The sequence below is a fragment of the Streptosporangium saharense genome, assembly GCF_014203715.1.
GTDB classification, from domain to species: domain Bacteria; phylum Actinomycetota; class Actinomycetes; order Streptosporangiales; family Streptosporangiaceae; genus Streptosporangium; species Streptosporangium saharense.
Window position 1 is genome coordinate 1 of record NZ_JACHJP010000019.1, and the last position, 24,902, is coordinate 24,902.

General features: G+C 70.5%; 29 protein-coding genes and 1 pseudogene. 23 read left to right on the forward strand and 7 right to left on the reverse strand.

The features are described 5' to 3' along the window. A pseudogene (locus tag FHS44_RS39440) lies at window positions 1–383 on the reverse strand (hypothetical protein); the annotation flags it as partial. Window positions 384–612: 229 nt separating this feature from the next. Between FHS44_RS39440 and mobF the strand changes: the two are divergent. Both mobF and FHS44_RS39450 read left to right on the forward strand, forming a co-directional pair. Then, window positions 613–5,352, forward strand: a complete 4,740-nt coding sequence (gene mobF, locus FHS44_RS39445; RefSeq protein WP_184725625.1) for a MobF family relaxase — start codon at window positions 613–615, stop codon at window positions 5,350–5,352. A gap of 22 nt (window positions 5,353–5,374) precedes the next feature. After that, window positions 5,375–5,887 (forward strand): hypothetical protein, encoded by a 513-nt coding sequence (locus tag FHS44_RS39450; RefSeq protein WP_184725627.1) that lies wholly within the window; start codon window positions 5,375–5,377, stop codon window positions 5,885–5,887. Between the two features lie 65 nt (window positions 5,888–5,952). Here FHS44_RS39450 and FHS44_RS39455 read toward each other — a convergent pair whose 3' ends face one another. From FHS44_RS39455 to FHS44_RS39470, 4 genes are all read right to left on the reverse strand, one after another. Next, entirely contained in the window at window positions 5,953–6,786 is an 834-nt protein-coding gene (locus FHS44_RS39455; protein ID WP_184725629.1) for a hypothetical protein, read from the reverse strand. After that, complete coding sequence (locus FHS44_RS39460; protein ID WP_184725631.1) at window positions 6,783–8,672, reverse strand: type IV secretory system conjugative DNA transfer family protein; 1,890 nt, start codon at window positions 8,670–8,672, stop codon at window positions 6,783–6,785. Before FHS44_RS39460 ends, FHS44_RS39455 begins: the two co-directional genes overlap by 4 nt. Then, entirely contained in the window at window positions 8,665–10,140 is a 1,476-nt protein-coding gene (locus FHS44_RS39465; protein ID WP_184725633.1) for a DUF2637 domain-containing protein, read from the reverse strand. The genes FHS44_RS39460 and FHS44_RS39465 overlap by 8 nt, the downstream gene beginning before the upstream one ends. An 82-nt stretch (window positions 10,141–10,222) precedes the next feature. Continuing rightward, window positions 10,223–10,423: a hypothetical protein gene (locus FHS44_RS39470; protein WP_184725680.1), complete on the reverse strand. Its 201-nt coding sequence runs from the start codon at window positions 10,421–10,423 to the stop codon at window positions 10,223–10,225. A 224-nt stretch (window positions 10,424–10,647) separates the two neighbouring features. Here FHS44_RS39470 and FHS44_RS39475 point away from each other — a divergent pair, with 224 nt between their 5' ends. Genes FHS44_RS39475 through FHS44_RS39485 form a run of 3 tightly spaced genes read left to right on the forward strand, consistent with a single transcriptional unit; the run spans window position 10,648 to window position 11,137 of the window. Further along, window positions 10,648–10,818 (forward strand): hypothetical protein, encoded by a 171-nt coding sequence (locus FHS44_RS39475; protein WP_184725635.1) that lies wholly within the window; start codon window positions 10,648–10,650, stop codon window positions 10,816–10,818. Further along, a complete protein-coding gene (locus FHS44_RS39480; RefSeq protein WP_184725637.1) occupies window positions 10,815–10,961 on the forward strand; it encodes a hypothetical protein in 147 nt (48 codons plus the stop codon). Before FHS44_RS39475 ends, FHS44_RS39480 begins: the two co-directional genes overlap by 4 nt. Then, a complete protein-coding gene (locus FHS44_RS39485; protein WP_184725639.1) occupies window positions 10,958–11,137 on the forward strand; it encodes a hypothetical protein in 180 nt (59 codons plus the stop codon). Before FHS44_RS39480 ends, FHS44_RS39485 begins: the two co-directional genes overlap by 4 nt. 52 nt (window positions 11,138–11,189) lie before the next feature. Here the strand turns inward: FHS44_RS39485 and FHS44_RS39490 are convergent, their stop codons facing one another. Continuing rightward, window positions 11,190–11,339, reverse strand: a complete 150-nt coding sequence (locus FHS44_RS39490; RefSeq protein ID WP_184725641.1) for a hypothetical protein — start codon at window positions 11,337–11,339, stop codon at window positions 11,190–11,192. A gap of 137 nt (window positions 11,340–11,476) precedes the next feature. On the opposite strand from FHS44_RS39490, the gene FHS44_RS39495 reads away from it, so the two are divergent. From FHS44_RS39495 to FHS44_RS39560, 14 genes are all read left to right on the forward strand, one after another. After that, entirely contained in the window at window positions 11,477–11,869 is a 393-nt protein-coding gene (locus FHS44_RS39495) for a RapZ C-terminal domain-containing protein (RefSeq protein ID WP_184725643.1), read from the forward strand. A gap of 1 nt (window position 11,870) precedes the next feature. Beyond that, the gene (locus FHS44_RS39500) at window positions 11,871–12,428 is read left to right on the forward strand and encodes a Pycsar system effector family protein (RefSeq protein ID WP_184725645.1); all 558 of its coding nucleotides are present in this window, start codon (window positions 11,871–11,873) and stop codon (window positions 12,426–12,428) included. A 152-nt stretch (window positions 12,429–12,580) separates the two neighbouring features. Beyond that, complete coding sequence (locus FHS44_RS39505) at window positions 12,581–12,754, forward strand: hypothetical protein (RefSeq protein ID WP_184725647.1); 174 nt, start codon at window positions 12,581–12,583, stop codon at window positions 12,752–12,754. A gap of 208 nt (window positions 12,755–12,962) precedes the next feature. Continuing rightward, window positions 12,963–13,895, forward strand: coding sequence for a ParA family protein (locus tag FHS44_RS39510; RefSeq protein ID WP_184725649.1), 933 nt, complete (start codon window positions 12,963–12,965; stop codon window positions 13,893–13,895). Continuing rightward, on the forward strand, window positions 13,892–14,485 hold the full coding sequence (locus tag FHS44_RS39515) for a hypothetical protein (RefSeq protein ID WP_184725651.1): 594 nt from the start codon (window positions 13,892–13,894) through the stop codon (window positions 14,483–14,485). The genes FHS44_RS39510 and FHS44_RS39515 overlap by 4 nt, the downstream gene beginning before the upstream one ends. A gap of 329 nt (window positions 14,486–14,814) precedes the next feature. Next, window positions 14,815–15,135, forward strand: coding sequence for a hypothetical protein (locus FHS44_RS39520; protein ID WP_184725653.1), 321 nt, complete (start codon window positions 14,815–14,817; stop codon window positions 15,133–15,135). Window positions 15,136–15,254: 119 nt separating this feature from the next. Then, entirely contained in the window at window positions 15,255–15,419 is a 165-nt protein-coding gene (locus FHS44_RS39525) for a hypothetical protein (protein ID WP_184725655.1), read from the forward strand. A 58-nt stretch (window positions 15,420–15,477) separates the two neighbouring features. Then, complete coding sequence (locus FHS44_RS39530) at window positions 15,478–16,074, forward strand: hypothetical protein (protein WP_221461843.1); 597 nt, start codon at window positions 15,478–15,480, stop codon at window positions 16,072–16,074. 92 nt (window positions 16,075–16,166) lie between these two features. Continuing rightward, on the forward strand, window positions 16,167–16,349 hold the full coding sequence (locus FHS44_RS39535) for a hypothetical protein (RefSeq protein ID WP_184725657.1): 183 nt from the start codon (window positions 16,167–16,169) through the stop codon (window positions 16,347–16,349). 121 nt (window positions 16,350–16,470) lie between these two features. Beyond that, entirely contained in the window at window positions 16,471–17,682 is a 1,212-nt protein-coding gene (locus FHS44_RS39540) for an AAA family ATPase (RefSeq protein WP_184725660.1), read from the forward strand. 34 nt (window positions 17,683–17,716) lie between these two features. Next, window positions 17,717–19,318 (forward strand): VWA domain-containing protein, encoded by a 1,602-nt coding sequence (locus FHS44_RS39545; protein WP_184725662.1) that lies wholly within the window; start codon window positions 17,717–17,719, stop codon window positions 19,316–19,318. Window positions 19,319–19,408: 90 nt separating this feature from the next. Continuing rightward, window positions 19,409–20,500, forward strand: coding sequence for a DUF6744 family protein (locus tag FHS44_RS39550; protein ID WP_221461844.1), 1,092 nt, complete (start codon window positions 19,409–19,411; stop codon window positions 20,498–20,500). Between the two features lie 26 nt (window positions 20,501–20,526). Next, window positions 20,527–20,853 carry a hypothetical protein gene (locus FHS44_RS39555; RefSeq protein ID WP_184725664.1) on the forward strand — a complete coding sequence of 109 codons (327 nt, stop codon included), beginning with the start codon at window positions 20,527–20,529 and terminating at the stop codon, window positions 20,851–20,853. A 62-nt stretch (window positions 20,854–20,915) separates the two neighbouring features. Beyond that, entirely contained in the window at window positions 20,916–21,086 is a 171-nt protein-coding gene (locus FHS44_RS39560) for a hypothetical protein (protein ID WP_184725666.1), read from the forward strand. A gap of 86 nt (window positions 21,087–21,172) precedes the next feature. Here the strand turns inward: FHS44_RS39560 and FHS44_RS42175 are convergent, their stop codons facing one another. After that, window positions 21,173–21,784: a nuclease-related domain-containing protein gene (locus FHS44_RS42175; protein WP_312864012.1), complete on the reverse strand. Its 612-nt coding sequence runs from the start codon at window positions 21,782–21,784 to the stop codon at window positions 21,173–21,175. On the opposite strand from FHS44_RS42175, the gene FHS44_RS42640 reads away from it, so the two are divergent. The 4 genes from FHS44_RS42640 to FHS44_RS39580 form a co-directional block, all read left to right on the forward strand. Further along, complete coding sequence (locus FHS44_RS42640) at window positions 21,714–21,866, forward strand: hypothetical protein (RefSeq protein ID WP_246436741.1); 153 nt, start codon at window positions 21,714–21,716, stop codon at window positions 21,864–21,866. The two genes, FHS44_RS42175 and FHS44_RS42640, sit on opposite strands and share 71 nt — an antisense overlap. 151 nt (window positions 21,867–22,017) lie before the next feature. After that, window positions 22,018–22,383, forward strand: coding sequence for a hypothetical protein (locus FHS44_RS39570; protein ID WP_184725669.1), 366 nt, complete (start codon window positions 22,018–22,020; stop codon window positions 22,381–22,383). A gap of 72 nt (window positions 22,384–22,455) precedes the next feature. Further along, a complete protein-coding gene (locus FHS44_RS39575; RefSeq protein WP_184725671.1) occupies window positions 22,456–22,767 on the forward strand; it encodes a hypothetical protein in 312 nt (103 codons plus the stop codon). A gap of 916 nt (window positions 22,768–23,683) precedes the next feature. Then, a partial coding sequence (locus tag FHS44_RS39580) for a hypothetical protein (protein ID WP_184725672.1) occupies window positions 23,684–24,902 on the forward strand: 1,219 nt, incomplete at its 3' end.

Sequence of the window (24,902 nt, forward strand, 5' to 3'; positions counted from 1 at the left end):
AGGGCGTGCGCGGCGCGGCGGCCGCGCGGGCCGTCCGGCGGGGTGGTGGTGAGGGCCAGGGCGTGCGCGGCGCGGCGGCCGCGCGGGCCGTCCGGCGGGGTGGTGGTGAGGGCCAGGGCGTGCGCGGCGCGGCGGCCGCGCGGGCCGTCCGGCGGGGGGGTGGTGAGGGCCAGGGCGTGCGCGGCGCGGCGGCCGCGCGGGCCGTCCGGCGGGGTGGTGGTGAGGGCCAGGGCGTGCGCGGCGCGGCGGCCGCGCGGGCCGTCCGGCGGGGTGGTGGTGAGGGCCAGGGCGTGCGCGGCGCGGCGGCCGCGCGGGCCGTCCGGCGGACCCCAAGATCGCGTCCGTCCCCCGCCCGCCCCGCTGCCAACCCGAGCCTGCCTCACCCCTCCTAGATCGCTCCACCCCCTCTCTGATCATGCTCACCTCCTCTCACCTCACCCCACTTTCAGCCCTCCATCTCACCTCTCATCCCTCTCCCTTTCACTCACCTCACCCCCAAAATCAAAAGCCACCACACCTAGGCATTATTAATGATCATGGTAGAGTGAGTGCTACCCGTACGATCTTCCGCCACGCCCTCCGGGGCGGTGCCCCGGAGAGGAGGTAGCCGAGATGCTGAGCATCGCCGCCGGGTATGACCCGGGCTACCTCACGCGCTCGGTCGGCCGAGGGGCGGAGAACTACTACTTGAGCGCGGTCGCTGAGCATGGCGAGCCGCCGGGGATCTGGTGGGGTGAAGGGGCGCGCGCTCTGGGCCTGGAGCCCGGGTCGCTGGTGGAGCCCGCGATCATGGAGCGCCTCTACACGACCTTCCTCGACCCTCGTGATCCGGATTTTTCGAACCGGGACATTCCGGACGAGGAGAAGGCCAGGCTCGGCCGCCGTCCGAGCCAGTACAAGAGCGCAGAGACGATCTTCGCGGAGCTGGTGAAGAAGGAGCCGCAGGCGACTTTTGAGCGCCTGGAGGAGCTTCGGATCAAGGCCATGAAGGCCGAGCGGAAGGCGGTCTACTTCTTCGACCTGACGTTCAGCCCGACGAAGTCGGTCTCTCTACTGCACGCCGGTCTGCAGGCGTCGGCTCTGCAGGCCCGTGAGGCGGGCCAGGCCGAGAGGGCCGAGGCGTACGAGAAGGCCGCCGCCGCAGTCTGGGACGCCGTCCTCGCTGGGGCGACTGCGAGCTTGGCCTACACCCGGGACCACGCGGGGGCCGCGCGGACCGGGTATCACGGGACGACGGTGGAGGGCCGCTCCACCGGCCGCTGGACTGACGCGGGTAATTGGGCCGTCGCCCAGTTCCGGCAGCACACCTCCCGCGAGGGAGAGCCTCAGCTGCACGTCCACCAGGCCGTGCTCAATCGCCAGCTCTGCGAGGACGGCCAGTGGAGGTCGCTCGACTCCCGAGCGGTCCACCGGGTACGGCCCGCCGCCGCCGCAGTCGGCGAGCGGGTGATGGAGGAGCAGCTGACCCGCGTTCTCGGCGTCGAGTGGCGCGCACGCCCTGACGGGCACGGCCGGGAGATCGTCGGGGTGACCGCCGAGCAGATCGCGCTCTTCTCAAGCCGACGCGCGCAGGTGACGGCGGACATGGAGCAGCGCATCGCCGACTACGAAGCGGCGCACGGTCACAAGCCAAGCGCGCGAGCGCTGTTCCTGCTGGCGCAGGCCGCGACCAAAGCGACCAAGGCCGCCAAGCCGAAGGCCAAGGACGCGCCCAGCCGCGCGGAAGAGCTGCGCGCGTGGCAGCAGCGGGTGACCGAGATGGAGATAGACGCCCTGACCCAGATCCCTGGAGCGGCGTTGGGGAGGATCGGGCCGAAGGCTCAGGCGGCCGCACAGGAGCGCCTGGCGGACCTGGACATCAAGCGGGTGGTCACCGCGGCGATCGCCGAAGCGCAGGAGGCCGGGACGACGTTCAGCCGGTACGAGGTGCTGCGGGCCGTGGCCCGGCACCTGCCGCCCTACCTGGGCGGTCTGCCCGCTGAGCGGGTCGAGGCGCTGCTGGAGGAGCTGACGGATATCGCCCTTGACCCGGCCGGGGCAGCCGGGGCGCGGCTACTGAACGTGCCGGACCGGGTACAGCTTCCCGCCCCGCTGCAGCGTCCGGACGGGTCCAGCGTGTACGCGGCGCCGTGCGCGGACCGGTACACCACGGCGCCCTGGTTGGACCAGGAGACCCAGGTGGTCGAGCAGGCGCTCGACACCGGAGCCCCGCGGCTTCCCTCCGCCGAGCTGGCCGCTTCGCTCGGGATCGAGGTCGCTCCGGACGGGAGCGTGGTCCGCTTGACCGGCGCTCGACCCCAGGGGCTACGCCTGGACCAGGCGGCTGCGGTCTACGGGATTGCGACCTCTGGCCGTCAGGTGGACGTCCTGGTCGGCCCGGCCGGAGCGGGCAAGAGCTACACGGTGGCCGGACTGGCCGAGGTATGGCGGACGCAGAGCGGGGGCCGGGTGATCGGCTTGACCACCGCGCAGGCCGCCGCTCACGTGCTGCAGGCCGAGGGTCTGGACTCCGCTTACAACATCGCTCGGTGGAGCGCCGGGATCGCTCAGGGCCAGGGCGACCTCGCTTATGGGGACCTCGTGATCGTGGACGAGGCATCCATGGTGTCCACCAAGGACCTTCGTAAGATCATCCGCCGGGCGCACGACGCGGGCGCCAAGGTCGTGTTGAGCGGGGACGTCGAGCAGCTCGGCGCGCCCGAGGTCGGCGGCATGATGCACCACCTCGTGGAAGTCGCCGGCGCGCACGAGCTGGTCAGCATCGCCCGCTTCCGTGAGGAGTGGGAGCGGGAAGCGTCGCTCAGGCTCCGCTCTGGGGACACGAGTGTGCTGATGGAGTACCACCACCGTGGCCGGGTGCGCGGCGGCACGGCGGAGGAGATGGCCGCTGACGCTCTGGACGCCTACCTCGCCGACCTCGTCGACGGCCGCCAGACGCTGCTGCTCGCTCCGACCAACGAGCAGGCATCATCGCTGTCCGGTCAGGTGCGGGCTCGACTCGCCGCCCTGGGGCGGGTGTCACAGGGTGGCGTCGCGCTCCGGGACGGCAATCGCGCCGGGGCCGGTGACCTGATCACGGCCCGCCGCAACGACCGCAAGATTGAGGCCGGGACGCGCACGATCACCAACAGGGACGTGCTGGTGGTGGAGAGCGTCGGCGCCGGGACGCTGCGAGCGCGCCTGCTGGACCATGACGGCCGCCCGACTGACGCCGTGGTGACCCTCCCCGGCGACTACGTGGCTGAGCAGGTCGAGCTGGCCTACGCGGGCACTGTGCACGCGGCCCAGGGCCGGACCGTGGACACCTGCCACGCCCTGGTAGACGAGCGCGTCACGCGGGAGATGCTGTACGTCATGCTCACCCGGGCGCGCTCCGGGTCCTACGCCTACACCGTCGCTGAGGAGCGGCGAGGCGCGGATCTGCGCTCCGGCCCCGATCAGGCCCACGACGCCTACGCGGCCCAGGTCGAGCAGGAGCGGGCCGCGCCGGACCCGCTTGCCGTCCTGGCCGGGGTCATGGGCCAGGAGGAGTTGGCCCAGACCGCGCTGGCCGCTGTGCGGGCCGAGGCCGAGCGGGCCGAGCACATGGCGCACCTCGGGTCCATGTGGACTGACATGGTGCGGACCCACCGGGCGGAGGCATACATCGCGGGGGCTGTGGCGCGCGGGCATCTGCTGCCTGAGTATGCCGACCGGCTGCGCACCGATCCGGCCTTGGGCACCCTGGCCCGGCGGTTGCGGCAGATCGAGATGTCCGGCCGCGACCCCCACCAAGTGCTGGGCATCGCCATAGTGATGCGGGAGCTGGACTCCGCTGACAGTGTCGCCGAGACGCTGCACTGGCGTCTTGATCGTGTCGGTGAAGAGCTGGGCGTGGACTGGGACGAGCTGGACACGTCCGAGGAGCTGATCCACGGCACATGGGCGGATCGGACCCCGGACCTGGGGCCCGTTTTCACTGGCGCGGCGCAGCACGTTGCCGCCGACATGGATCGCCGTGTCCAGCGTCTGGGCGAGCGGGCCGCCGAGCGGACCCCCTCATGGCTGGCCGAGGCCCTGGGCAGGGAGGTGCCCGCAGCGGCCGAGGCCGAGGCGCGGCAGGAGTGGATCAGCCGGGCCGGGGCAGTGCTGGCCTACCGAGAGCAGTACGGGGTGAAGGCTCCGACCGCTCGGGAGGCCATCGGGCAGGCGCCAGGCAAGACCTCGCCCGAGCAGCGGGCCGCTTGGTATGCGGCGTATGACGCGCTGGGGAGGCCCGGAGCTGAGCGCGACCTGGCGGCCGCCACCGTGGGCGAGCTGTGGGTGGCCCGCGCCGCCTACGAGCGTGACCTGCAGTGGGCGCCCCCCTACGTCGCGGACGACCTGCGAGAGGTCTCCATCGCGACGCGGGAGCACGCTGCGGAAGCCGCTCGTCTCACCGCCCAGGCCATGGCCGTCGATGGGCCTGACCAGGCCGGGCTGCTCGCCCAGGCCGCTGGGCTCCGGGCGATGGCCGCCGAGCTGGACACCCGACGTGGGCACCTGGAGGAGGCCCACCAGGCACGGCAAGCCTGGTGGCGCGCCACCGAGGACCGGCGCGTCGCCGCGATGCGTGCCGACGCCGAGCTGAGGCGCCGCGCGGACGCCGACAAGACGGTCCTGCTGCCGCCTCTGCACCAGGTCACCCCCGCCGCGCAGGCCGAGGCCGAGCAGTCCCGGCAGCTACTGGCCCAGGCCCAGGCCGAGGCCAAGGTGCATGAAGGCCAGATGGCGCTGGACCTGACCGTGCTGGAGGAGCCTGAGCGCGAGGTCCAGACGGTGCACGAGGACCAGCTGGCCTTGGACCTCGGTCTGCCGGAGGAGACCTGGTCGACGCCGGGCCGGACCGAGCGCCAGCGCCTGGAGGAGCCTGAGCGCGAGGTCCAGACGGTGCACGAGGACCAGCTGGTCCTGGACCTCGGTCTGCCGGAGGAAGCCTGGCGGACGCCGGGCCGGACCGAGCGCCTGGCCGACGCAGAGCGGGCCGAGCAGCAGGCCGAGATTTCCGAGCCGATGGCCGAGCAGGCCGCGCTGGACCTGTACGGGGAGGGCCAGGCCGAGGCGCCCGCCACGCAGGAGGCGATCCTGCGTGCTCGTGCGGCCCGGCGGATCGCGGCCGCCCGCCACCAGGAGGCGGACCCGGTCGAGGAGCGGCTGCGCCGGAGCCAGGCCGACCGGGCCGCCGCCGAGCGGGACGCGCGGGCCGAGGCCGAGCGGATGCGCACCGAGCGGGACACACTGGAGCGGAGAGAGGCCAGCCGGGCCGAGCAGACCCGCCAGGCCGAGCAGACCCAGACCCGCCAGGCCGAGGCAGGCCACGACCTGTCCCTGTGACCAGCGCGATCCAGGAGGGCACATGCCAGTAGATCCGCAGCACGGCCACACCACACCGATGCTCGATGACTCCCCGCTCACCCCGGCCGAGTTGTCCGCGCTACGGCGGAGGCTCGCTGCCCCGCAGGGACGGCGAACACCTCTGTCCCCTCCGTTGACTTTGCGGGAGCAGACCGCGCGGCTGAGGATGGGGCCAATCCGGTACCCGGAGGAGATCACGCGGCTGGAGGAGGAGGTGCGACGCAACCTCGCGATGAACGTGGACGCGTCTCCAGGCACCGATGAGTGGGATAACCGCCAGTACTACCTGGGCATCATGGACGCCGTGCTGTGGGCGACCGGGCGTAGTGAGGAGGCTCCGATTACTGGTCGGCCGCTCCCCCGCCCGAATGTGAATCAGATGCTGAGTGAGACCGTTGACGCGCGCGCCGTCGGCGAGCGCCGTCAGAAGAGCGCCCGGTGGCCGGAGTACGGCATCGGGGTCGAGGCCACCCTGCTGTGGATCTGTGCGGAGGGGGACGACTGGCCCTGCTGACAACACCAGAGAGCCCCTGCTAAAACGCGCGTTTTAGCAGGGGCTCTCTGGTGGGTGCTGGTGTGTCAGGTCCCCGGGCGCCGGGCTCGTACGGCCTGGTCATACAGCCGGTACTCCTCTTGCGTCACGCCGTGCTCCGCCCATAGGCGCTCCGCGCGTGCTTGGGCAGCTGCCGCCAGGTCAGGCGGGGTGATCTTGGAGGTGGCCTGTCCGGCCAGGGCGTAGATCTCCGCGATGACCTCGATGCGCATCGCGGCCTCCAGTTCGGCCATGTCGTCCCGTGCGGGACCCGGCACCGGGTGGGGGAGGCCCGGCTTCTGGCAGTCCTGGGTGAGCGTCTCGGCCTGGCGCAGCACGTCCTCCAGGAGGCGTCGGTACTCGACGGCGTGGTGCGGACGGCCGCGCGGGTCGTCGTATGCCGCCTCGTACGTGGCGCGCAGGGTGGCGATGTCCTGGAGGATGTCTCGGTGGCGCGGCCAGCATCCAGGCAGCCGGTCAGCCACGGCTGGCCACCCGGTGATCAGGACGTCCCGCACCCACACCACCAGGTCAGCCGCCCACTCGGCGCGGTCCTCGGCGTGCGCCCAGTCCACCGGGTGAGGAGGCGGCGTGCCTGCCTCTGCGCCCAGCGCCTCCACCGCAGTGGCCAGGGCCTGGACCTCCCCGCCGAGGGTCTCCACCACGGCGACGCGCTGGGCGAGCTGCTCGACGCCGATGGTCAGCCGTGCCACGGGGCCGACCTGGCGGGCCACCGTCGCCAGGTCGGCGAGGGCCTGGTCCAGCCGGGCACGGACCCGGCCGACCTCCATGCTGATCGTGCTCAGCGCGGCCAGCTCCGGAACGGAGGCGGGGACATCGCCACCGGCGATGTCCCCCAGGTACTCGTACTCCTCACTCACTGGCCATCCCCAGTGCCCCAGGGCCGCCAGTCCCCACCCGAGCCGCCCTGCTCATCGGGCGAGGCCAGAGGCAGAGGCTGAGCTTCCTCCGGAGCGACCACGCGCCGCTCTCGACGCGAGGCGATCTCGTCGGCCGGACGGCCCGCGCGGGCCAGCTCCGGCCGGGGCTCAGGCACCGGCCATGCCGTGGTGACGCCGGGCAGCTGGATCGCCCGGCCCGACTTGGCCCACTCCTTGTAGTCGGGCCGGAGCCAGCCGCGCTCGACCTGGACGATCGTCGGCTGTCGGTCGGCCAGGATGACCACCGCGTGCCACGGCGGGAGCTGCCGCATGGCAGACGGCGGCAGGACTGGCACCCTCTCGTACGTGGGTCGGGTGCGGTGCTGGGCCTGGCCCTTGGCGTCTCGGCCCTCCGAGATCCGCTCCACGCCGGTCTGGACCCGGACCTCTCCCGCCAGGCGAGAGACGCGCTCCATCATCTCCACGTCGCTGGACGCGGTGTAGAGGATCTTGCAGGTGGCTGCCTGCCAGATGGTCTCGGCGCCGTGCTCGCCCCAGCGGGCTTTGAAGTGGCTCCATGCCTGGCCGATCAGGTGCAGGACCACTCCGGACCCGGCCGCGTACGTGACCCAGCTGTGGACCGGGATCGGGCAGATGTTGGCGACCTCGTCCAGGACGAGGGTCAAGGGCGGGTCCAGCGCACTGGCCCGGGCTCGGGACCCTTCTCCCACGGCCCGGTGGAAGATCTCGGCGACGAAGGTCAGGAAGAGTGGCGCGAGCTCGGCAGCATCGGCGGACGCGACAAGGTACAGAGTGTCTCGGCCCGAGAGGAACTGATCGACGTCGAAGAGGTCGCCGCGCGTCCGAGGCTCGACCGATGCGGCGGCCGAGGGGTTCGACAGGAAGCGCAAGCACCCGCGGATCGTCGTGGCGACGCTGGCCTGGGTCCGCTCCGGCAGGCCCAGATATTCGGCCACCGCGAGCCGGGCCTCAGGGTAGGCGCCCTCGTGGCCCTCCAGGACCCTTAGGGCGACCTCGTCTCGGGACACGATCCACTCGTGCACGGTCCGCAGGGTGACCCGGGCCAGAGCCCCGGCGTGCAGGTACCCGGCCAGGGTCAGGACCGCCTGGTCACTCCAGAAGCTGGCGTCTGTGACCGCGCTGGCGGACATCCCGGCCACCAGGTATCCGGCTCGGCGGATCGCCGTATCCGGATCCTGACACCCAGCCACCAAGTTCCACCGCAGCGTAGTGCCCCAGTCCCCTATGCCCCCGGGATTGAAGACGTGCAGGTGTCCGTACTGCTGGCGCACACCAGCGGTCATGCTGATGAGGTCGCCCCGGATGCTGGTCACGATGACCGGCCCGGGGGCGTCCAGGACTCTGCCCACCGCCGCCGCGCTCTTGCCCTGCTGGGGCGGCGCGATCGTGAGCGTGACGTCCTTCAGGGTGGCGTAGGCCTTACGGCCCCAGGGCCGGGCCCGGCCGAGGTAGACCGCGTACGCGGCGGGCGGCCCGAGCCATCTGTCCCGCAGGCTCAGGGACGGGCGCGACCGGCGCGCGACGGCGCGGGCGCGGCGCGGGCTGTACCCCCGGTACAGCTCCCAAAGGCCCGCGTACCCGGGGCCGGGCCGAAGGACGCGCAGCTGCAGGCGACGCCGCAGCGAGAGCCGGGGCATGCGGGGCGTGCGCCCGATGCGGGACAGCGCGCCCATCCCGGCCGCGCCACCGGCCAGGACCACCCAGGCCCACCCCGGGACCAAGTCCCAGGGCATCGGCGCGGCGGCCGCGAGGGCGGGCAGGGTGGCCGCCAGCATCGGCACCGGCCGCGAGACGGGCGAGAGCTGCGAGGCATTTACCGGCACAGGTGACATCTCTTTACTCATGGCTGACTCCCTGGGTCTCGATAATGCCTCCTGCGACCGACATTCGGGCGGTCAGACCGCTCTTAATGTGCTCGTACAGATACGTCCTCGCCGTTCCCTCCGACTTGAGGCCCGCCTGCTCGTACAGCTCACGGGCCAGCGCGGCCGCCTGGGCGGGGTCCCCGTACCGGGAATCGACGCCCTGGAGCCGGTCGTACAGGGCGATCAGACGGGCACGGCCGGTCGGGACCGAGGCCAGCTCAGCCAAGCGGGCGCACTCCTCACGCTGCGCGTTGAGCTGGCGGTGGGCTCGGTCGAGATCAGCCTGCATCCGGTCCGCAAGGGCCCTCGCCTCGGCCCGCTCGGCCTCGCGTACCGACGACACCTCTGCTGCGAACCGGGTCCGCTCACGGTGGATCTCCGCCCGGATCTCCGCCAGCGCCGTCTGCAGGTCGGCGACCTCAGCGTCTGCCGCCGCGCGAACCTCGGCCCTGGCCGCCTGCTCGGTCTCGGCCAGGCGCCGGTCCAGATCCTGCTGGGCCTCCTGGAGCTGCTCCCGCTCGGCCCTGACCTGAGCCTCCATCTGGTCCAAGCGTGCAGCCATCTCGGTCCGCTCCCGCTCGACCAGCTCACCAGCATGGGCGCGCTCCAGCTCGGCCTGCTTCTCCGCTGAGACGGCCTGCTCTAGCGCGGCCGCAGCCGCCATGCTGGCGCGGGTCCTGCCGGGCGCTAGAGGCGCAGTGTCCAGGACCCAGTCACGCACACCGCCCCAGGTGCCGCGCTTGTCCAGCAGGAGCCGGACTCCCCAGAGAAGCAGGCCAACGAGGCCGCGCAGCAGGCGCCACAGGCCGCCCGCGACGGCCGTGAGGATCGGCGTCTCGGCGATGTCGAGTCCCTGCCGAGCCGCCGCCCACCGACGCACCTCCACAATGAGGCTCTCCAGCATCCAGGCGAGCGCGACCGGCGCGATCACCGCGACCAGGATGCCCTCCGGCGTACGCGGGGCGTACATGAGCTGAGCGCCCAGGCTCAGGGCGAAGAAGAGCACCACGCCGAGCCTGGCGCGGGCCGACGACCTCCCCAGGAGCGCGGCCACCAGGGCGACGAGGGCCATAGCGATCCAGCCTGCATCCGGCAGCGCCGCGATGATCCGCGCGGCCAGGTCCGCGTCGGCCTGGTCCGTCAGGTGCGCGGCCGCGAACTTCCGCTGGGCCTCGTAGGAGACGTACCCCGCGCCGACCAGTGCGGCGGCGATGATGACGCCCGCCGCGACGAGCAGGCCACCGGCCAGGCGACCGCCAGGTCCCGCCTTCCTGTCAGATCCGGCCTCGTTCGCCGTCGCCCGAGGGGATACCCGGTAGTGCCGGATCTCCCTGACCCCATCTCCCCCGGTCCAGGGAGTAAGGGGCTGGATCTCGTGATCATGTCCGTTGACGGGGCGCTCCCCGTCGTCGGCGCGGTTCCTGCGCCGTAGGCTGATGTTGAACATCAGAAACTCGCTTTCTGGGTTCGGTATGACCCGGGCGGCAGCGGTGTTCCGGCAAGATCAGTCGCTGTCGTCCGGGAGATCTCTAAAAGCTGTGTCGCTCCAGGTACTGCTCCAGTGCCTCACGCAGCACGTCTTGGGCGTCCTTGTCCTGGGCAACGGCGGCCATTCTGACTCGCCGTCGCAAAGAGCTGGGAATACGCCCGCCGAACTGCACGACCGGATCGACCTCCGTGGCAGTAGCCATGTCTTCGGTCTGGTCCTTTCTCTTCTCTGAGCTGGCCATGCACTCCCCTCATCTCGTCAGGTTGCAATCCGACGATACGGGCAGTGTGACTCAACAGCCAGACGGCTCAACCTCCCAACAAAACTTAGAGCCTTCTTGTTGACAAGCTATGTGAGTGAGGGCACTCTGTCAATCACCGAGGGCGATTGCCCCGGACGACAAAGCCCCGGGCGCTCACTCCGCCAAGAACGCGCGCCCGGGGCCCTCTTTCGAGGAGTTCCATCATGGCAAACAAGACGAGGTCTCACGACCCCGGTAAGAAGGCCACTGGTGAGTGGCCGGGCGGCGAGCCCAACTCGGTGCGCGAGGCCTACGACGAGCAGGTCGAGCAGCACGCCGTGGCCCGCCGCGCCCAGGTCATCCGCACCTACCGGGAGCGGGTGAAGGGACAGTGAAGATCACCGTCACCTGCCAGACGTACACCAAGGACCACGTCCCCTCGCACAAGGGATGGCCGGGCGGCGAGCCCAACTCGGTGCGCGAGGCCTACGACGCGGTGCTCGCCGAGCAGGCCGCTACGAAGGGCGGCACCGAGTGAAGCGCCGCGAGACGAAGAAGGACGTCAAGAGGATCGAGCGGGCCTGGGCCAAGGTAGAGGCCACGACCCCGAGGACGCTGGCCGAGGCGCAGGCGCACCTGGACGCCTACGACGAGTACCGCAAGGTCTACGACTCGGCCAGCCACCAGGCGCAGAGGGTGGTGACCCCGTTCTGATGAGCAGGGGAGGAAGCGCTACACCGCCTACCGCGCGGCCGGGCAAGATCATCTACATCTGCCCCGGCTGTACGAGCCGCTCCAGCTCACCGGGGCCGTGCACCCGGCCGACCTCGCCCGGCTGTGGCGACCGGCGGCCGCAGAAGTGACACCCGGGCCAGCCCTGCATGTGCTGGCCCAGCCCTGCCGCCGGTGTGGACATCAGAAGGCCGTCCACACCGGCGGCGCCGCCCGAGGTGGGTGGGCGATCTATGAGCCCACCTGGGCGTCCGCTCTGGGCTGGTGTGCCACCCCCGGCTGTGACTGCCCCTCACGCACGTGATCACAGGAGACAGATCCATGAGTATCTTGATCATTTCGTACGGCTGGCGCCACGCCCCGCCCCCCGAGGCGGACCTGCACGTGGACGCTCGCAGGCTTCTACGCAACCCGCACGAGGACCCGAGCATGCGCTACCTCACGGGCCTGGACGCGGCCGTGGCCTGCCACGTGCTGGACACGCCGGGCGCCCGCGCCCTGGTCCGCCACGTGGCGGCGGCCGCGCGTGACCTGGCCCAGATCCTCCCCCACAAGCAGATCGTGGTGGGGGTCGGGTGCCAGGGCGGGCGGCACCGGGCGCCCGCCCTGGCCCAGGCCATCCTCCGAGACCTCCGAGCCCACAAGGTCGGCGAGGTCGAGGTCACGCACAGGGACATCGAGAAGCCCGTCATCCAGGGGAAGGGGAGGGGCTGAGATGGGGCTGCTGGACACCGCCAGGCAGCACTACGGCGCTTCCGACCCGGAGAAGGCGACCGCGGCCGCGCTCATCGCCATCGGCCAGGCCCTCACGCCGGACCCTCGCGCGGCCGCCCTCCTGGAGGAGGTGAAGGCCACGAGGTTCGAGCTGGCCCGAGGCGACGCGAAGGCCGCTGTCGGCCTTGCTCTCGCCGGGACGGCCTTCACGGTCCTCGTCGCGGTCGGCGCGCTGGCGCACCCGCCCGTCCTCGTGCGAGTCGGCCTGTGGCTCGCGACCACGGCTCTCGGCGTCTCCTGCTCGATCCTCCTGTGGGCTATAGCCCCTCGGATCCCCAGGCGTGGCGGCACGGGGTTCGTCGCCTACGCCAGAGTCACGTCTGCGGCTGAGCTGCTGAGCACCCTCACCATGGGGGATCTACAGGACCGCCTGTCGGAAGAAGTGCACCGCCTGAGCCGGATCGCCCTCAAGAAGTACAAGCGCGTCGGGTGGGGGCTCTGGTCCATGCAAGCTGCTCTGCTCATCATCGTCGTCACTCTTCTCGGGGGGCTGACGTGAGAGGACCGACGGGCGAGGATGAGCGGGACGCCATGATCGAAGATCTCCTTGGAGAGATTGTCGAGCTGCGCGCTGAGGTCGCGCAGCTCCGCCAGCCCACAGCGCCGGTCATTGACCTGGCCAGCCGCCGCAAGAAGTGAGTAGGAGTCCCCATGCGCAAGAAGGATGTCGAGCAGGTCGTCGAGCGCCTGGCCGCTGCGGCCGCCAAGGACGACAAGCAGGAGATCACCGCGATCATCAGTGAGGTCGGTAAGACGCACCCGAAGGCCGCCGAGGCGTTGATGGAGGGGATGGTCAATCACGGCCTACGCGGGCTGACCAGATGACCCGCTCCCGCAGCATGACCCGCTGATCCGATCGCAACACCTGGCCCTGTAGCCGCTGCTACAGGGCTGTTTTCGTACATGGATGACCGATAGCTAGACCAATAGCTAACTAGCAGAATGGCCAGGTCGGACGCAAATTGGCGCTCCGGATGACGTGGGAGACTGCTCGCGACGTACAGCCCTACGAGATCACCAGATCGGATACAGCATGAGCGCGCTGGACACCGCCCAAGCTCTGGCCTTAACTCGCGTGATCGCGGTAGCGAACGACAAAGGGGGCGTAGGCAAAACAACTATCACCGCGAACCTGGGCGCCACCCTCGCCCGCGAGGGATACAAGATCCTCCTAGTGGACCTCAACCGACAGGCCAACCTCGCCGACGATCTCGGGTACCGCGACACAGAGATCGACGATCAGGGCGCGGCCTTGCTGATGTCCATCATGACCGGCCGAACCCTGCAGGCCGTCCCGGTCCCCGGCCGAGACGGGCTCTTCGTCGTACCCGGGGGGCTCGACCTGACCGACCTGACCGGCGTCATGGTCGGCAGGGTCCAGCAGCATGGGCGTGACGCCATGCTCACCCTCGCCAAGGCCCTGGCCCCGGCCACCGCTCCCTACGATCTCATCCTGATCGACACACCCCCCGAGAACACCCTGTTGATTGACCTCGCGCTAGGCGCGGCCAGATGGCTGCTCATGCCGACGAAGACAGACGGCGGTGGACTGGTGGGCATGAGATTGCTGGCCCAGCGGTACGCCATCGCCAGGGAGATCAATCCAGCTCTGGCCTTGCTCGGCGTCGTGCTGTTCGGCACGAGCCGAGCCGCAACCGCCATCCACCGCGACGTCCGGACGAAGGTTGAGCAGGCGTTCGGCATCGGCGCGAGCCCGGTCCTGACCGCACTCGTCGGCCACTCCGAGAAGGTCGCCCGGGATGCCCGAGAGCTCGGACTCACCGCCCACGAGCTGGCGGCCGCCGCGGCCGCCCAGCCGACATGGTGGGAGACCCGCCGCGCGGGCAACTCCTCTTCTGAGCCGCGCATCAGCGCGACCGCCTCCCAGGTCGCCGCAGACTTCGACAAGCTCGGCCTGGAAATCCTGCAGCTGCTGGCAGCAGCTGAGAGCGGGGCTCAGGCATGACCGACTCCGGCCAGCTCGGCACCCCCGGCAGTCTCGGCGCCGCCTTCGGAGGAAGTGTCGCCGGTGGCATGGGGGGCCTCCTTCCTCCCAAGCCGCCCGCACCGCCACCACCGAGCCCCGCCATTCCTGCCTCTGAACCGCCCCCGGCACCAGCAGCCAGGCCAGGTCCTCCCCTCCCGCCCGTCGACCAGGACGATCCTGACGGCCTCGACACCTTCCCGGTGTCCGTCTACCTGCTGCCCGCTGCGATCCAGGCCGCCACGGCCTATCGAAGCAAGGAGCGTGTCGATTGTGCCGGGGTCGTGTACGACGCGCTCGACGCGCTCCGCGATCGGCTGCCCGAGCTGGTGGCCGGCCGCCAGGCGCCGGACCGCCGAGAAGACAGTCTTTTCCCCGGGCGGCGCGAGTCTGCGACGGCCGCCGCCCGCCGTACGGGACAGCGCCGCAGATTGTGGTTCTTCCAAGCGACCACGGCCGAGCTGGCCGTCCTGGACCAGCTGCAGACGACGAGCGGCGCCCGCTCGCGGAGCGAGCTGATCTCGACCGCAGTCGAGGCGTACCTACTGGCCCGCCGCCGCAAGTCACGCTGACATCTTCCCCTCTGCTAAAACGCGCGTTTTAGCAGAGGGGAAGACAAAGAAGGCGGCCGGTGAACCAGAAGGCTCTGGCCGCACTCACCGGCCGCCGCCCACCCCGCGAGGGAGGGCTCACTCAGCCTAACGGGTGCTTAGCAGACAGTGACCGGGTGCTCGTCAGTCGCCGCGAGAGCAGCTCCCGCAGCATGCTAGGACAGAAAGCGGCGCCTGTTTCCGCAGGTCACTACGTGTGGACGTAAGTATGGCTGATCTGTAAAGGTGACCCCGGCACCGGTCATCATCCGGCCTGCCCACAGGACTAAGACCCCTGTGGGAGGAGAACTATGACAGGCCAGACGCCATCCCGGATTCCCGTCTGGGCACGAAGGCTCGGCGCCGGAGGATGCGGCGTCGGCGCAGGGATCGCCCTGGCCCGCGTGATTCCTCCCTGGGGCGTCGTCCTGGTCGTCATCGCCGCCGTCGCCCTGGCCGTGACCGTCGTGCTGGCCACCCTGTACGGCATGGACTACCGCGTTGAGCGGGCTCACCGGCTGATCCGCCATCTGACCGGCCGACCGGAGCCCCGCCGCCCCCCAGCACCCCGTACTACACCACGGCGGGCGACCAAGCCCGCCCGTGCCCGCCGTGCTCGGCGGCCGCGATAGCTCCCCCAGTATGAGAGAGCGCTGCTCTACTGATTAGTAATTTGCGGGAATACCTATTCCCGGTAGCTGGCTCCGACCAGACAAACCAGACACCTTCACCCCTCGCCGAGGAGGCGACCATGGAGTACACCGCCGACCAGATCCGCGACATGACCAAGCACATCGAGGGCTGCTGCGGCGCAGGCGACCCCGACCTCATCGCGGACATGTACAGCGAGGACCTCCCGCCGGAGGAGCACGCCGAATACATCCGGTGGGCTCACCACACCGAGGCGCAGAAGTGAGCCGCCCCAGGGCGTCCAGCGGCACCCTACGACCGACCAACACCTGAAGGGCACCACCGTGATCACGACCCTTTCCCCGCTCGACATCGAGGGCTTCACCGGCACCGGTGACACGCTGGACGCCGAGTACGGCGCCGCGATGCGCCGCTGGCGGGCCGCCCACCCCGGCACCGACCCGCGCGGCGAGGAGGCGCGCACCGAGGGCATGAGGCTGGTCGCCATGATGGACACCGTCTGTCGGTACGCCGACGTGCGTGACCTGCTGGCTCACGAGCAGGTCGCCCGCGCCGAGCGTGACCGTCTGCTACGCCAGGTCGAGGCACGCTGGGAGGCGCTGAGCACCGCCGCCGCGTGGCTCGCCGCCCACCACGCCTACGTCCTCGCCGTCGACGAGGCCCGCCTCGCTGTCGACATGTGGCGCGAGCGCGCCGAGGCCGCCCTGCGCCGCCCGTTCTTCTGCTTCTCGCCCCGGGACGAGGCCGCCTACCGCCAGATCCAGGAGGCCGGGCATCCCGCCCTGGAGCCGGAGCTGGCCGGTCTCGACCGGAAGCCGGGGCAGACGGCCGCCCGGCTGCGCGCCGACCTGGACCAGGCCGACCAGCGGCGCAAGCACCTCGCCGCCAAGACCCTGGCGCTCACGACAGTGAACGCCTGAGTACCGGCACCACCCTGGCCTGCCCCGCGCGCCTGGCGCCCTGTACCACGCGGATGTACTACTGAAGACCGCTAACCCACGAAGGAGCGCAGATGAGCAAGAAGGCCCAGATCCTGGCGGCCCTCGACGAGTTGCACGCCGCGACTAAGGCCCGGGATGGCGACGGCGCCGTCGAGGCCGTAGAGCGGCTTCGACGGACGGATCCCGAGATCGCAGCGTCCGTTGTGGAGTTCGTCGTGGTCCGAGGGCTGAACAGGATGGTCAACGGGGACTGACCAGCCCTCGGAAAATTCCTTCGGAAATCTGGAGCGCCACGTCTGCAAAAACGCTCGTTTTTGCAGACGTGGCGCTACGCTTGTCTTGTCACCCTGCGAGTAGAGAGGTAGGCCAACGCACATGGCCCAGACCTTCACCACCCCCAGCGCCACCACCACGGCGGCGCGCCTGCAGGCGATCGTCACCGAGTTGGGCGAGCAGTTCTACGAGCGCGGCGCCGTGGTGCGCGCGCTCATGGCGAGCACCCTGGCCGGGCAGCACAGTCTCCTGTTGGGCCCTCCCGGTACGGCCAAGAGCGCTCTCGCCCGAGAGCTGACCGGCCGGTTCACCGGCGCCCGCTACTGGGAGATCCTGCTCAGCAAGTTCACTGATCCGAAAAGGATGTTCGGCCCGATCGACGTGGCCGCCCTGACCCAGGGCCGCTACACCCAGCTTTTCGACGGCCGTGCCACGACCTGCGACATCGCGTTCATTGACGAGATCTTCAAGTGCTCGGCCGGGGCGCTCAACGAGACCCTCGCGTACTTGAACGAACGCATCTACCACCCGGAGAACGGAGGCGCCCCGATCCCCTGCCCGCTCATCGCGGCGATCACCGCCAGCAACGAATTGGGTAGCTCGGAGGAGACCTCCGCGCTCTACGACCGGCTGCTGGTCCGGCTGGAGGTCGGCTACCTCACCGACCCGAGCAACTTCGCCGCCCTGGTCCGCTCCGCCGTCATCTCGCCGGTCCAGCCCACCGCGACCACGGTGGACCTGGCCGAGCTGCGCCAGGCCGTCGCCGCCGACGTGCCCGCCATCGCCGTGCCGGACACGATTGTGGATGCGATCTGCCAGCTGAGGGCACAGCTGCGCAGGGCCGAGCTGATCGCCTCTGACCGCAGGTGGAAGGCCGCCGTCCGGCTGCTGCAGGCCAGTGCCTACCTCGCGGGAAGGGCCGAGGCCGATGCGGCGGACCTGGAGGTCCTCACCGCGGCGCTGTGGGACTCCCCCACCGAGCGGCCCACGGTCGAGCGGGCGGTGCTGACGCTGGTCAGCCCAGACGCCAAGGAGGCTCTCGACCTGGCCGACGCGATCGAGGAGCTGGAGGCGCAGCTGGACAGCCGGGCAGGTCAGTCCCGGGATTCCCTGGCGGAGTGGGCGATCAAGGAGGGGAACAAGAAGTTGGCCAAGGCCGGGAAGCGCCTGGCCGAGATGATCCACGACGCCCAGGCCGCAGGCCGTTCCACCGCGACCCTGGAGCAGGTCAGCGCCCGCCGCCACGCGGTGCACGCCCGGATCATGGTCGAGGCCCTCGGGGTCGACGCCAGCATGGTCCAGGCCAGGATCTGACTCTGCCCGCAAGGAGAGGAAAGGAGGGACGGACATGGGCAAGCTCAAGGACCTGGTGAGCCGGGCCGGCCGCTGGCTCGGTCTCGGCGCCGCCGCCGCCCCGGCGCTGCACACCGCCACCATCGAGGCCGACAGGTTCGACGAGATCGAATGGCGCGAGGTCCACGACCAGGCGCCCGCGCTGCGCGACCTGATCGACGACCTGCTCGACCGGTACGACTACACCGGCGACCTGATCCGGGACATGTGGACCGCCGCCTACAAGGCCGCTCCCGAGCTGCGGCCGCGCGAGCAGATGGAGCCCTCCCGCCTGGTCAACCACCAGGTCATGGAGGCGATGCTGGACGCGCCGGAGTTCGCCGAGCTGCGCAAGGAAACGGCCGGGGACAGTTACGCCGCCGCGATGGCGGTCCTGGCCCAGGCCGAGCCGCTGCGCCGGATGCTGGAGCGCACCAAGGAGGCTCGGCAGGCCACGCAGCACGCGGCCGAGGCCGCCGAGCAAGCCGCCCAGGCGGCCGCGGCCGTGCAGGCCGCGCTGCAGGAGGCGGCCGAGCAGGAAGACGCCAAGGGCGAGGTCCCCGCCACGGCGGCCGCCACGGTGCAGCAGGCCATCGACGCCGCCGAGGCCGCCGAGCAGGAGGCCGAGCAGGCCGCCGCCCAGGCCCAGGCCGCGCTGGACCACAGCGGCCCATCGACGCGCACGGCCGTACGGGCGGCCGCCGCCCAGGCCGCCGAGCAGGCGCGCGAGGAGACGGCCCTGATGACCGCCTGGGGGATCGAGCCGGGCCAGACGGCCAGGATGGACTTCGAGACCCGCCGTCAGCTGGCCGAGCGGCTACGCGGCGGCCGTCTGGGGCAGTTCGCCCAGCTGATCGGCCGGTTCCGGCAGATGGCGCGCGGTGAGCGCGCCCGCAAGGTCGAGCACGCCGTCGGCGAGCTGGTCGGCGTCACGCTCGGAGATGACATCTCCCGGGCGATCCCCTCGGAGGTGGCCAGTCTCGGCGTGCCCGCCCTGCGCCCGGTCTTCGCCGCCAAGGTCGCCGAGGGCAGGCTGATGACCTACGAGACCCGGGGGGAGCAGATCACGGGGCAGGGCGCCATCATCGCCTTGATCGACACCTCCTCCTCCATGACCAATACCTACGAGGCCACCGGGATCACCCGGGAGGCGTGGGCCAAGGCCGCAGGCCTCGCCCTGCTGGACCAGGCCCGTGCGAGCCGTAGGGACTTCGCCGGGATCGTTTTCTCCCACGAGAATGCGCCGCCGAAGGTGTTCGAGTTCCCGGGCGGCCGCGCGAGCGTGGAGCAGCTGCTGGAGTTCGGCGAGACCTTCCTCGGCGGTGGTACGTCCTTCACCCGCCCGCTCGACGAGGCGGCCGAGCTGCTGGAGCGCGCGTACAACGCCGAGGGCACCGCCCGCGCCGACATCGTCATGGTCACCGATGGTGAGGCCAAGGTCAGCGAGGAGTGGATGCGTACCTGGCAGGAGCGCAAGGCCCGTCTCGACTTCCGGACCTTCGGCCTGGCCATCGCGACCACACCGGGACCGGTCTTGGAGGCCCTGGCCGATAACGTCCGCATGGTCGCCGACCTGGCCGACGTCACCCAGGTCGCCGATCTGTTCCGGGTCATCTGACCCCGTCGTGCCCCGTACCGCACGGGGCACGACACCCCCGGTTACTGCAAAAACGAGCGTTTTAGAGACCCGATGGGAGACAATGGAGCCATGACCGAGACCCACGCCGCCCCGGCGATCGACGCCCCGCCAGTGGTCGGCATCGACGCCTACACCGAGGCCCTGGAGCAGGGCGGAGCCCCCCTGCTCGGCTATCTGGTGCTCTACAGCATCTTTGACGGGCGGGTCACCCCCGAGGCCCTGGAGCTGTGGTTTCAGCAGCTCGGTCTCGACCCCGCGCACCTGCCCGGCCCCATCCGGCCCATGGACATCTTCGAGAGGGTCACCGGCCCGCGCGGTGTGCGGGTCTCCTACCCCCTGGCCGACCCGGCCAGCACCGCGCCCGGCGGCCGCCGAGGCCGCCGCCCCACGGACGGGACCGCTCGGGAGGCCCTGCTGATGGTCCGGCACGTCCGCCGCGACCAGCGCCAGATCGTCCGCCACCTCGTCCGGGAGGTGCGTGACGAGGCCAACACCCGTCTGAGCTATGACACCCGCCTGGCCGAGATCGCTTTCCACTACGACCGCTCCCCCACCGCCGCCATCGGCGCCGGAGAACTGGCCGTCAAGCCCGACCACTCCGCGATCAAGGGCCTGTCCGAGGCCGAGCAGGGCCGCGTACGCGAGGTCCTGGCCGAGGTCGAGACCTCCTACCAGGAGGGATGCAACTTCCTGACCGGCGACAGGCTCCGCTCCATGGTCCGCGCCTACATCGAGGGCCTGAAGGCGATCCGCGTGCGGCCGACCGGAGGCGTCTACTTCGTCAACGCGCAGCACACCGACGCGCTCGGATCGCTGCGTGAGCTGGTCTCCCGGATGGGTGAGGGGAGCCACCTGTCGCGCGTCCCCCTGCCCGATCAGGCCGAGATGCGGGAGATGATCATCAGCGCGTTCACCACCCGGGCCCGGGATGACCTGCAGAAGCTCGCCCTGGACATCGCGACCGCCCAGCGCGAGGGGCAGTCCGCGGCCGCCGTGCAGACCCTCTACCGGCGCTTTCAGGCGGTACAGGCGAGCACGGAGACCCACTCCGAACTGCTGTCTTCCAGCCTGGAGGAGACCACCCAGGCCATGCAGGTCGTCCAGCTGCAGCTTGCCAGCCTGCTGGCCGAGGCCACCGACGACGAGCCCGAGACCGACTGACCGCACGCCACACCCCGGGAGACGACATGCCTCTGTTCAACAGCAAGAAGAAGCAAGCCCGGCAGGCCGCCGAGGCCGAAGCCGTACAGGCCCGCGAAGAGGCCAAAGCGCAGGACCAGCGGCGACGGGCCCGTGAGGACGCCTGGCGGGCCGACCGCAACAAGGTTCTCGCCCGGTTCCGCGACGCCGAGCATGCCTACAACGCCGCCCGGCGGACCTATGACCGGTACGCCCCTGGCCCGCAGAAGGACCGCGCCGGAGCGGCGCTCAACACCGCCGCGGACCAGCTGGCCGCCGTCGAGGCGGAGCTGGCGGCCCTGGACCAGTTCGCCGACTGGAGCAGGAACCACTGACCGCTCAGGGCCGGGCGCCGCCACGGTCTGACCAGCATCGCCTGATCTAGAAGGAGGAACACATGCGCAACCCCCACGACCTCGCCGAGGCCCTTCGGCGCGACGACCTGGCGGAGGAGGCCGGGATGCATGCCAACGACCGGGTGACCTGTTGGACGCATCAGTGTTGGGCTGAGGAGTGCGCGTCCTGGGGCCACGGCACGCCGGTCATCGCCCCCGGCTCCATCAGGTAGGCCCTGACCCAAACTGGCCTTTGCTAAAACGCTCGTTTTAGCAAAGGCCAGTTTGGTGTTCTCCCAGGTGATCGGCTTTGGTCCTCTTAGCTCGCGGTGTACGGCGGCAGCACCCTGTCGGCCGCCGCGGCGATCGTGGCGACCTCTGCCGCCGACAGCCGTGCAGGCTGACGGCCGATCCACCCCCGGACCTGGGGCGCCTGCAGGAGCGGCACACCCGAGACCTTCGTCACGCGCAGCAGCGGCATGCGCGTGCCGTGAATGGCCAGGACCGGCGTGACTTGGACCTGCTGGCCCAGGCTTTGAGCGAGCGCGGCCGCGACGGCCTGGCCCTCATAAAGCACTGACTTCACCAGCTGGTCTCCGGAGCTTCGGCCAACGCGCACGTACCGACCCCGGCGGGTCAACCGTCGCTCTCGGGACCAGTGCTTACTGTCCACCACGAAAACGCCCGTAGCCCCGATCACCAGGTGATCCACATTCGCTCTGCCGTACGGCAGAGCCCTGTCATGCAGCACCCTGTACCCACGCCGCTCCAAGGGCCGCAGCATCCGGGCGGTACGCCGCTCCCCGATCGCCCCCTTGCGCCAGGTCCGTACGGCCTCATGTGTGCGCCACCTGACCACTGTGTCAGCGACTCCGACCGCCACCGCGACCACGGCGGCCGCCACCCAGCCCCAGGCGAGGCCCGCCACCACGGCGGCCGCCGCGACCAGGCCCGCCCGGATGAGCAGTCGCTGGGACCGCCCCTCGGCGATGGCGGCCCGGTACTGGGCGTAGGCCGAGGCGCCGGCACCTGGCCGGGCAGAGCGAAGAAGAGGGGTGATCACCGAGCACTCCGAAGACATGGGGGACGGACCGGAGACGAGCGCGATGTGCTCTCTCACCGTACGGCAGGCGCCACAGGTGAGCGAGCTGTCACCCTGAGCACATGACCACCGACCACACCCGCATGGCCCGGCTCAACCTGGCCGTCGTCCTGGCCGCTCAAGTAGACGCCTCCCGCCACCAGGAGCCGCTTTCTCAGCCCCTCCTGACGTGGGCCGAGGGCGACGCCGTGGTCCGTCTGCTGGAGGAGCTGGGCCAGGTGCTGCCCGGCGAGCCGCTGGCCGAGCTGGCGGGCGAACTCGCCGAGCAACTGCAGGCCCGGCTCGGGCCTGCCCCTGGCCACGGGCCGGAGGTAGGCGAGCGGGCCGTGCAGGCCATGCTCACCTACTACACGTCACCCGCCGAAGAAGAGCGGACTCGGGAGGGAGAGGAAGAAGAGCAGCACCGCACACCTCCTAACTCTTGGTAGCGAATAGATCACAGGTAGCACAGCTTTGTATTTACACGGCACTCAATGGCTGAACAGGCCACCCTTGAGGGCATGAGCATTCGGCTGATGGGAGGGCCACTGGACGGCATGAGCTGGCCAGTGGACGAAGGGGAACCCCCAGGGGATGGGGCGTACATGATCGTCCCGGGGGAGATCGCGCGGGCCGTCTATGAACCCAGGCCGGACGGGGACCCGCTGACCTGGCACCACGTGGGGTGGATCGGTGGCACCCCCGGAGGTGTCTCTGACGAGGACGTCGAGGACCTCATCGTCGGTCTGGGGCCGTCGAGCCCTCCGGCCGACGCGGAGGAGCTACTGCGGAGCTTGGACGAGATCGCCGCCGAGCTGGAGGACGACGAGTAGGGCGATACGGGAGAGTCGAGCCACTTTGCCAGCGACTCTCCCAAAAACTGCAGGTCCTGGACGAGCGCGAGCCCAGCGGGTAATCGTGGCAACCCCCTCGAAAGGAGGAGATCATGCTGACTCCTACTGACCGGGCGCTGGCCGAGATCTACGCCCGTCTCAAGCACCAGACCGATGCCCTGGGCCGACAGCTTGACGAGCACCGCACCGGGCGTGTGCTGGCCATCGAGAGCTGTACACAGATGCATCGGACATGTCGTGCGATAGGTGATGCTGCGGCTGATCTTGACCGACTGATCCCGCGAATACCTGCGTAAGCACAGGCCGCATAGATCACAGATTGGCGACACGCGGGCAAGATGCATGCATCATCGCTCTGTAGTGCGCCATGATCTCTGGGTGGTCGCAATCGCTGGCAGAAGCCGCCGCCCTCACGGAGTGGGGAGCACTGAGCCCCTGCAGACAAGAGTTCCTGAGCACGTGAAGGCCAGCTTCGTCCGAGCTGCCCAGCGTCGAGGGATCTCTATGAGCCTGTACCTAGAGCGCCTGATCGCGCTCGACCCCCTGGCACAGGAGCACGTGGACCCCGCGCAGGAGGACCCACTGACTCCATAAATGCGTGAGCCCCGGCTGCCAGGCCGGGGCGATCACGAACCTGGGCGCCAACCCAGGCGACTTACTTCACTTTCATTCTGTTTCACCGCTTACCGCTTCACCGCGGCGCCGCTGCCAACGGCCCCGCACGACCCCCGGCTTCGGCTGCCAGGCCGAAATCGGGAGAACGGAGTTCAGGATAACCCACCCTGGCTTGCCTGTCTCAGCATGCCCAGATAGGGGCGTGTCACCCAAGAGGGACAGCGCACATCAAACCCCGCCCGCGACGGCCTCCTACGAGGGGCCTGAGCGCCTCCCTGCCATGCCCCGTCAGGAGTGGTATCGCATCGCCGCGCTGCAGCGGCACCGCGGCGAGCTGCGCGACGATCGCGCGTGGGCGATGATCCAGCACCTGACACACCGCGCTACGGCACGTGGCCACGTCAGCGACGTCATGGCCATCATGGCCGTCTACGCCTCAGTGCACGGGTGCGACCCCCGCACCGGGTGGAACCACTTCACGCGCGTGCAGAAGCTCGGCTACGTGCGCAAGGTCGCCGGGCCCGCCCAGGGCCGCCAGGCCAGGTATGTGCTGAGCCTCCCCGACCTCCCTGCAGAGCCGCCCGCCGACCTGGCCCGTGCCGTGCGGGACGAGGTCGATCCCGCTCCTGCGCGCGCCCGGGGTCGCCAGACCCGCGTCACTGTGGCCGCAGCGCTGAGCGAGTGTGAGGTCGTCCGGTACGGCTCCGCGACCGGCCCGGCTCTGGCCACTCAGCACGGCCAGAAGATCATTTTTCAAACGCGTCCCTATACGCGAGAGGGATCTCCCCCCTCCCCTCGGACCCACGTCCTGCGGAGCCTGCGGGACCATCGCTCCCCCCGTCCTGGGGGAGGAATCTCTGAAGGGGAGCGGGCTCACGGCCTTTACATTGTAAAGGAGTGTGGCCCGGCCTGGATCGAGCAGCGAGGGCACGGGCTCAGCGACGCCGAGCAGGCCGCCCTGGCGCCGCTGGTCGCCCTGATCGCCCGGGATCTCCCGGCCTCCGAGGTCGTCGAACTCCTGACATGGCAGGTACGAACGGCGTCGGACCTGGGCGGAGTCATCCGATACCGAATCGGCCGGCTCCTGGCCGCGAACCGCCGCCGGGCCAGGGTCCGGGCCGACGATGACGGCGAGGGGTACGCCGCAGCGATGGCCGCCCGCGCCGCCCGGGTCGCAGCGCACTACCAGCAGACCCAGCGCGGCCGCGCCGCGACGCGGGCTGAGGCCGTCGCCGCCCTGGCCAGGGTCGCAGCGGGCAGCACGACAGCGAGCGTCAGGCCCTCGCCGTCCCCGGCGGGCACCGGCCCGGCCGCGACCGCCCGTGCCGAGCTGGAGGCCGCCCGCACCAGGCTCACCACGGCGACGGCCAGTTCGTCGACGAGCACCAGGGCGACACCGCCCCCGGGCACCGGCCCGGCCGCGACCGCCCGTGCCGAGCTGGAGGCCGCCCGCACCAGGCTCACCACGGCGACGGCCAGTTCGTCGACGAGCACCAGGG

Bases quoted from the DNA above. Each gene is read 5' to 3' on its own strand.
- mobF (WP_184725625.1), top strand. From the start codon at position 613: ATGCTGAGCATCGCCGCCGGGTATGACCCGGGCTACCTCACGCGCTCG.
- FHS44_RS39450 (WP_184725627.1), top strand. From the start codon at position 5,375: ATGCCAGTAGATCCGCAGCACGGCCACACCACACCGATGCTCGATGAC.
- FHS44_RS39460 (WP_184725631.1), bottom strand. From the start codon at position 8,672: ATGAGTAAAGAGATGTCACCTGTGCCGGTAAATGCCTCGCAGCTCTCG.
- FHS44_RS39465 (WP_184725633.1), bottom strand. From the start codon at position 10,140: ATGTTCAACATCAGCCTACGGCGCAGGAACCGCGCCGACGACGGGGAG.
- FHS44_RS39470 (WP_184725680.1), bottom strand. From the start codon at position 10,423: ATGGCCAGCTCAGAGAAGAGAAAGGACCAGACCGAAGACATGGCTACT.
- FHS44_RS39475 (WP_184725635.1), top strand. From the start codon at position 10,648: ATGGCAAACAAGACGAGGTCTCACGACCCCGGTAAGAAGGCCACTGGT.
- FHS44_RS39490 (WP_184725641.1), bottom strand. From the start codon at position 11,339: ATGTCCACACCGGCGGCAGGGCTGGGCCAGCACATGCAGGGCTGGCCC.
- FHS44_RS39495 (WP_184725643.1), top strand. From the start codon at position 11,477: ATGAGTATCTTGATCATTTCGTACGGCTGGCGCCACGCCCCGCCCCCC.
- FHS44_RS39500 (WP_184725645.1), top strand. From the start codon at position 11,871: ATGGGGCTGCTGGACACCGCCAGGCAGCACTACGGCGCTTCCGACCCG.
- FHS44_RS39505 (WP_184725647.1), top strand. From the start codon at position 12,581: ATGCGCAAGAAGGATGTCGAGCAGGTCGTCGAGCGCCTGGCCGCTGCG.
- FHS44_RS39510 (WP_184725649.1), top strand. From the start codon at position 12,963: ATGAGCGCGCTGGACACCGCCCAAGCTCTGGCCTTAACTCGCGTGATC.
- FHS44_RS39515 (WP_184725651.1), top strand. From the start codon at position 13,892: ATGACCGACTCCGGCCAGCTCGGCACCCCCGGCAGTCTCGGCGCCGCC.
- FHS44_RS39520 (WP_184725653.1), top strand. From the start codon at position 14,815: ATGACAGGCCAGACGCCATCCCGGATTCCCGTCTGGGCACGAAGGCTC.
- FHS44_RS39525 (WP_184725655.1), top strand. From the start codon at position 15,255: ATGGAGTACACCGCCGACCAGATCCGCGACATGACCAAGCACATCGAG.
- FHS44_RS39535 (WP_184725657.1), top strand. From the start codon at position 16,167: ATGAGCAAGAAGGCCCAGATCCTGGCGGCCCTCGACGAGTTGCACGCC.
- FHS44_RS39540 (WP_184725660.1), top strand. From the start codon at position 16,471: ATGGCCCAGACCTTCACCACCCCCAGCGCCACCACCACGGCGGCGCGC.
- FHS44_RS39545 (WP_184725662.1), top strand. From the start codon at position 17,717: ATGGGCAAGCTCAAGGACCTGGTGAGCCGGGCCGGCCGCTGGCTCGGT.
- FHS44_RS39550 (WP_221461844.1), top strand. From the start codon at position 19,409: ATGACCGAGACCCACGCCGCCCCGGCGATCGACGCCCCGCCAGTGGTC.
- FHS44_RS39555 (WP_184725664.1), top strand. From the start codon at position 20,527: ATGCCTCTGTTCAACAGCAAGAAGAAGCAAGCCCGGCAGGCCGCCGAG.
- FHS44_RS39560 (WP_184725666.1), top strand. From the start codon at position 20,916: ATGCGCAACCCCCACGACCTCGCCGAGGCCCTTCGGCGCGACGACCTG.
- FHS44_RS39570 (WP_184725669.1), top strand. From the start codon at position 22,018: ATGACCACCGACCACACCCGCATGGCCCGGCTCAACCTGGCCGTCGTC.
- FHS44_RS39575 (WP_184725671.1), top strand. From the start codon at position 22,456: ATGAGCATTCGGCTGATGGGAGGGCCACTGGACGGCATGAGCTGGCCA.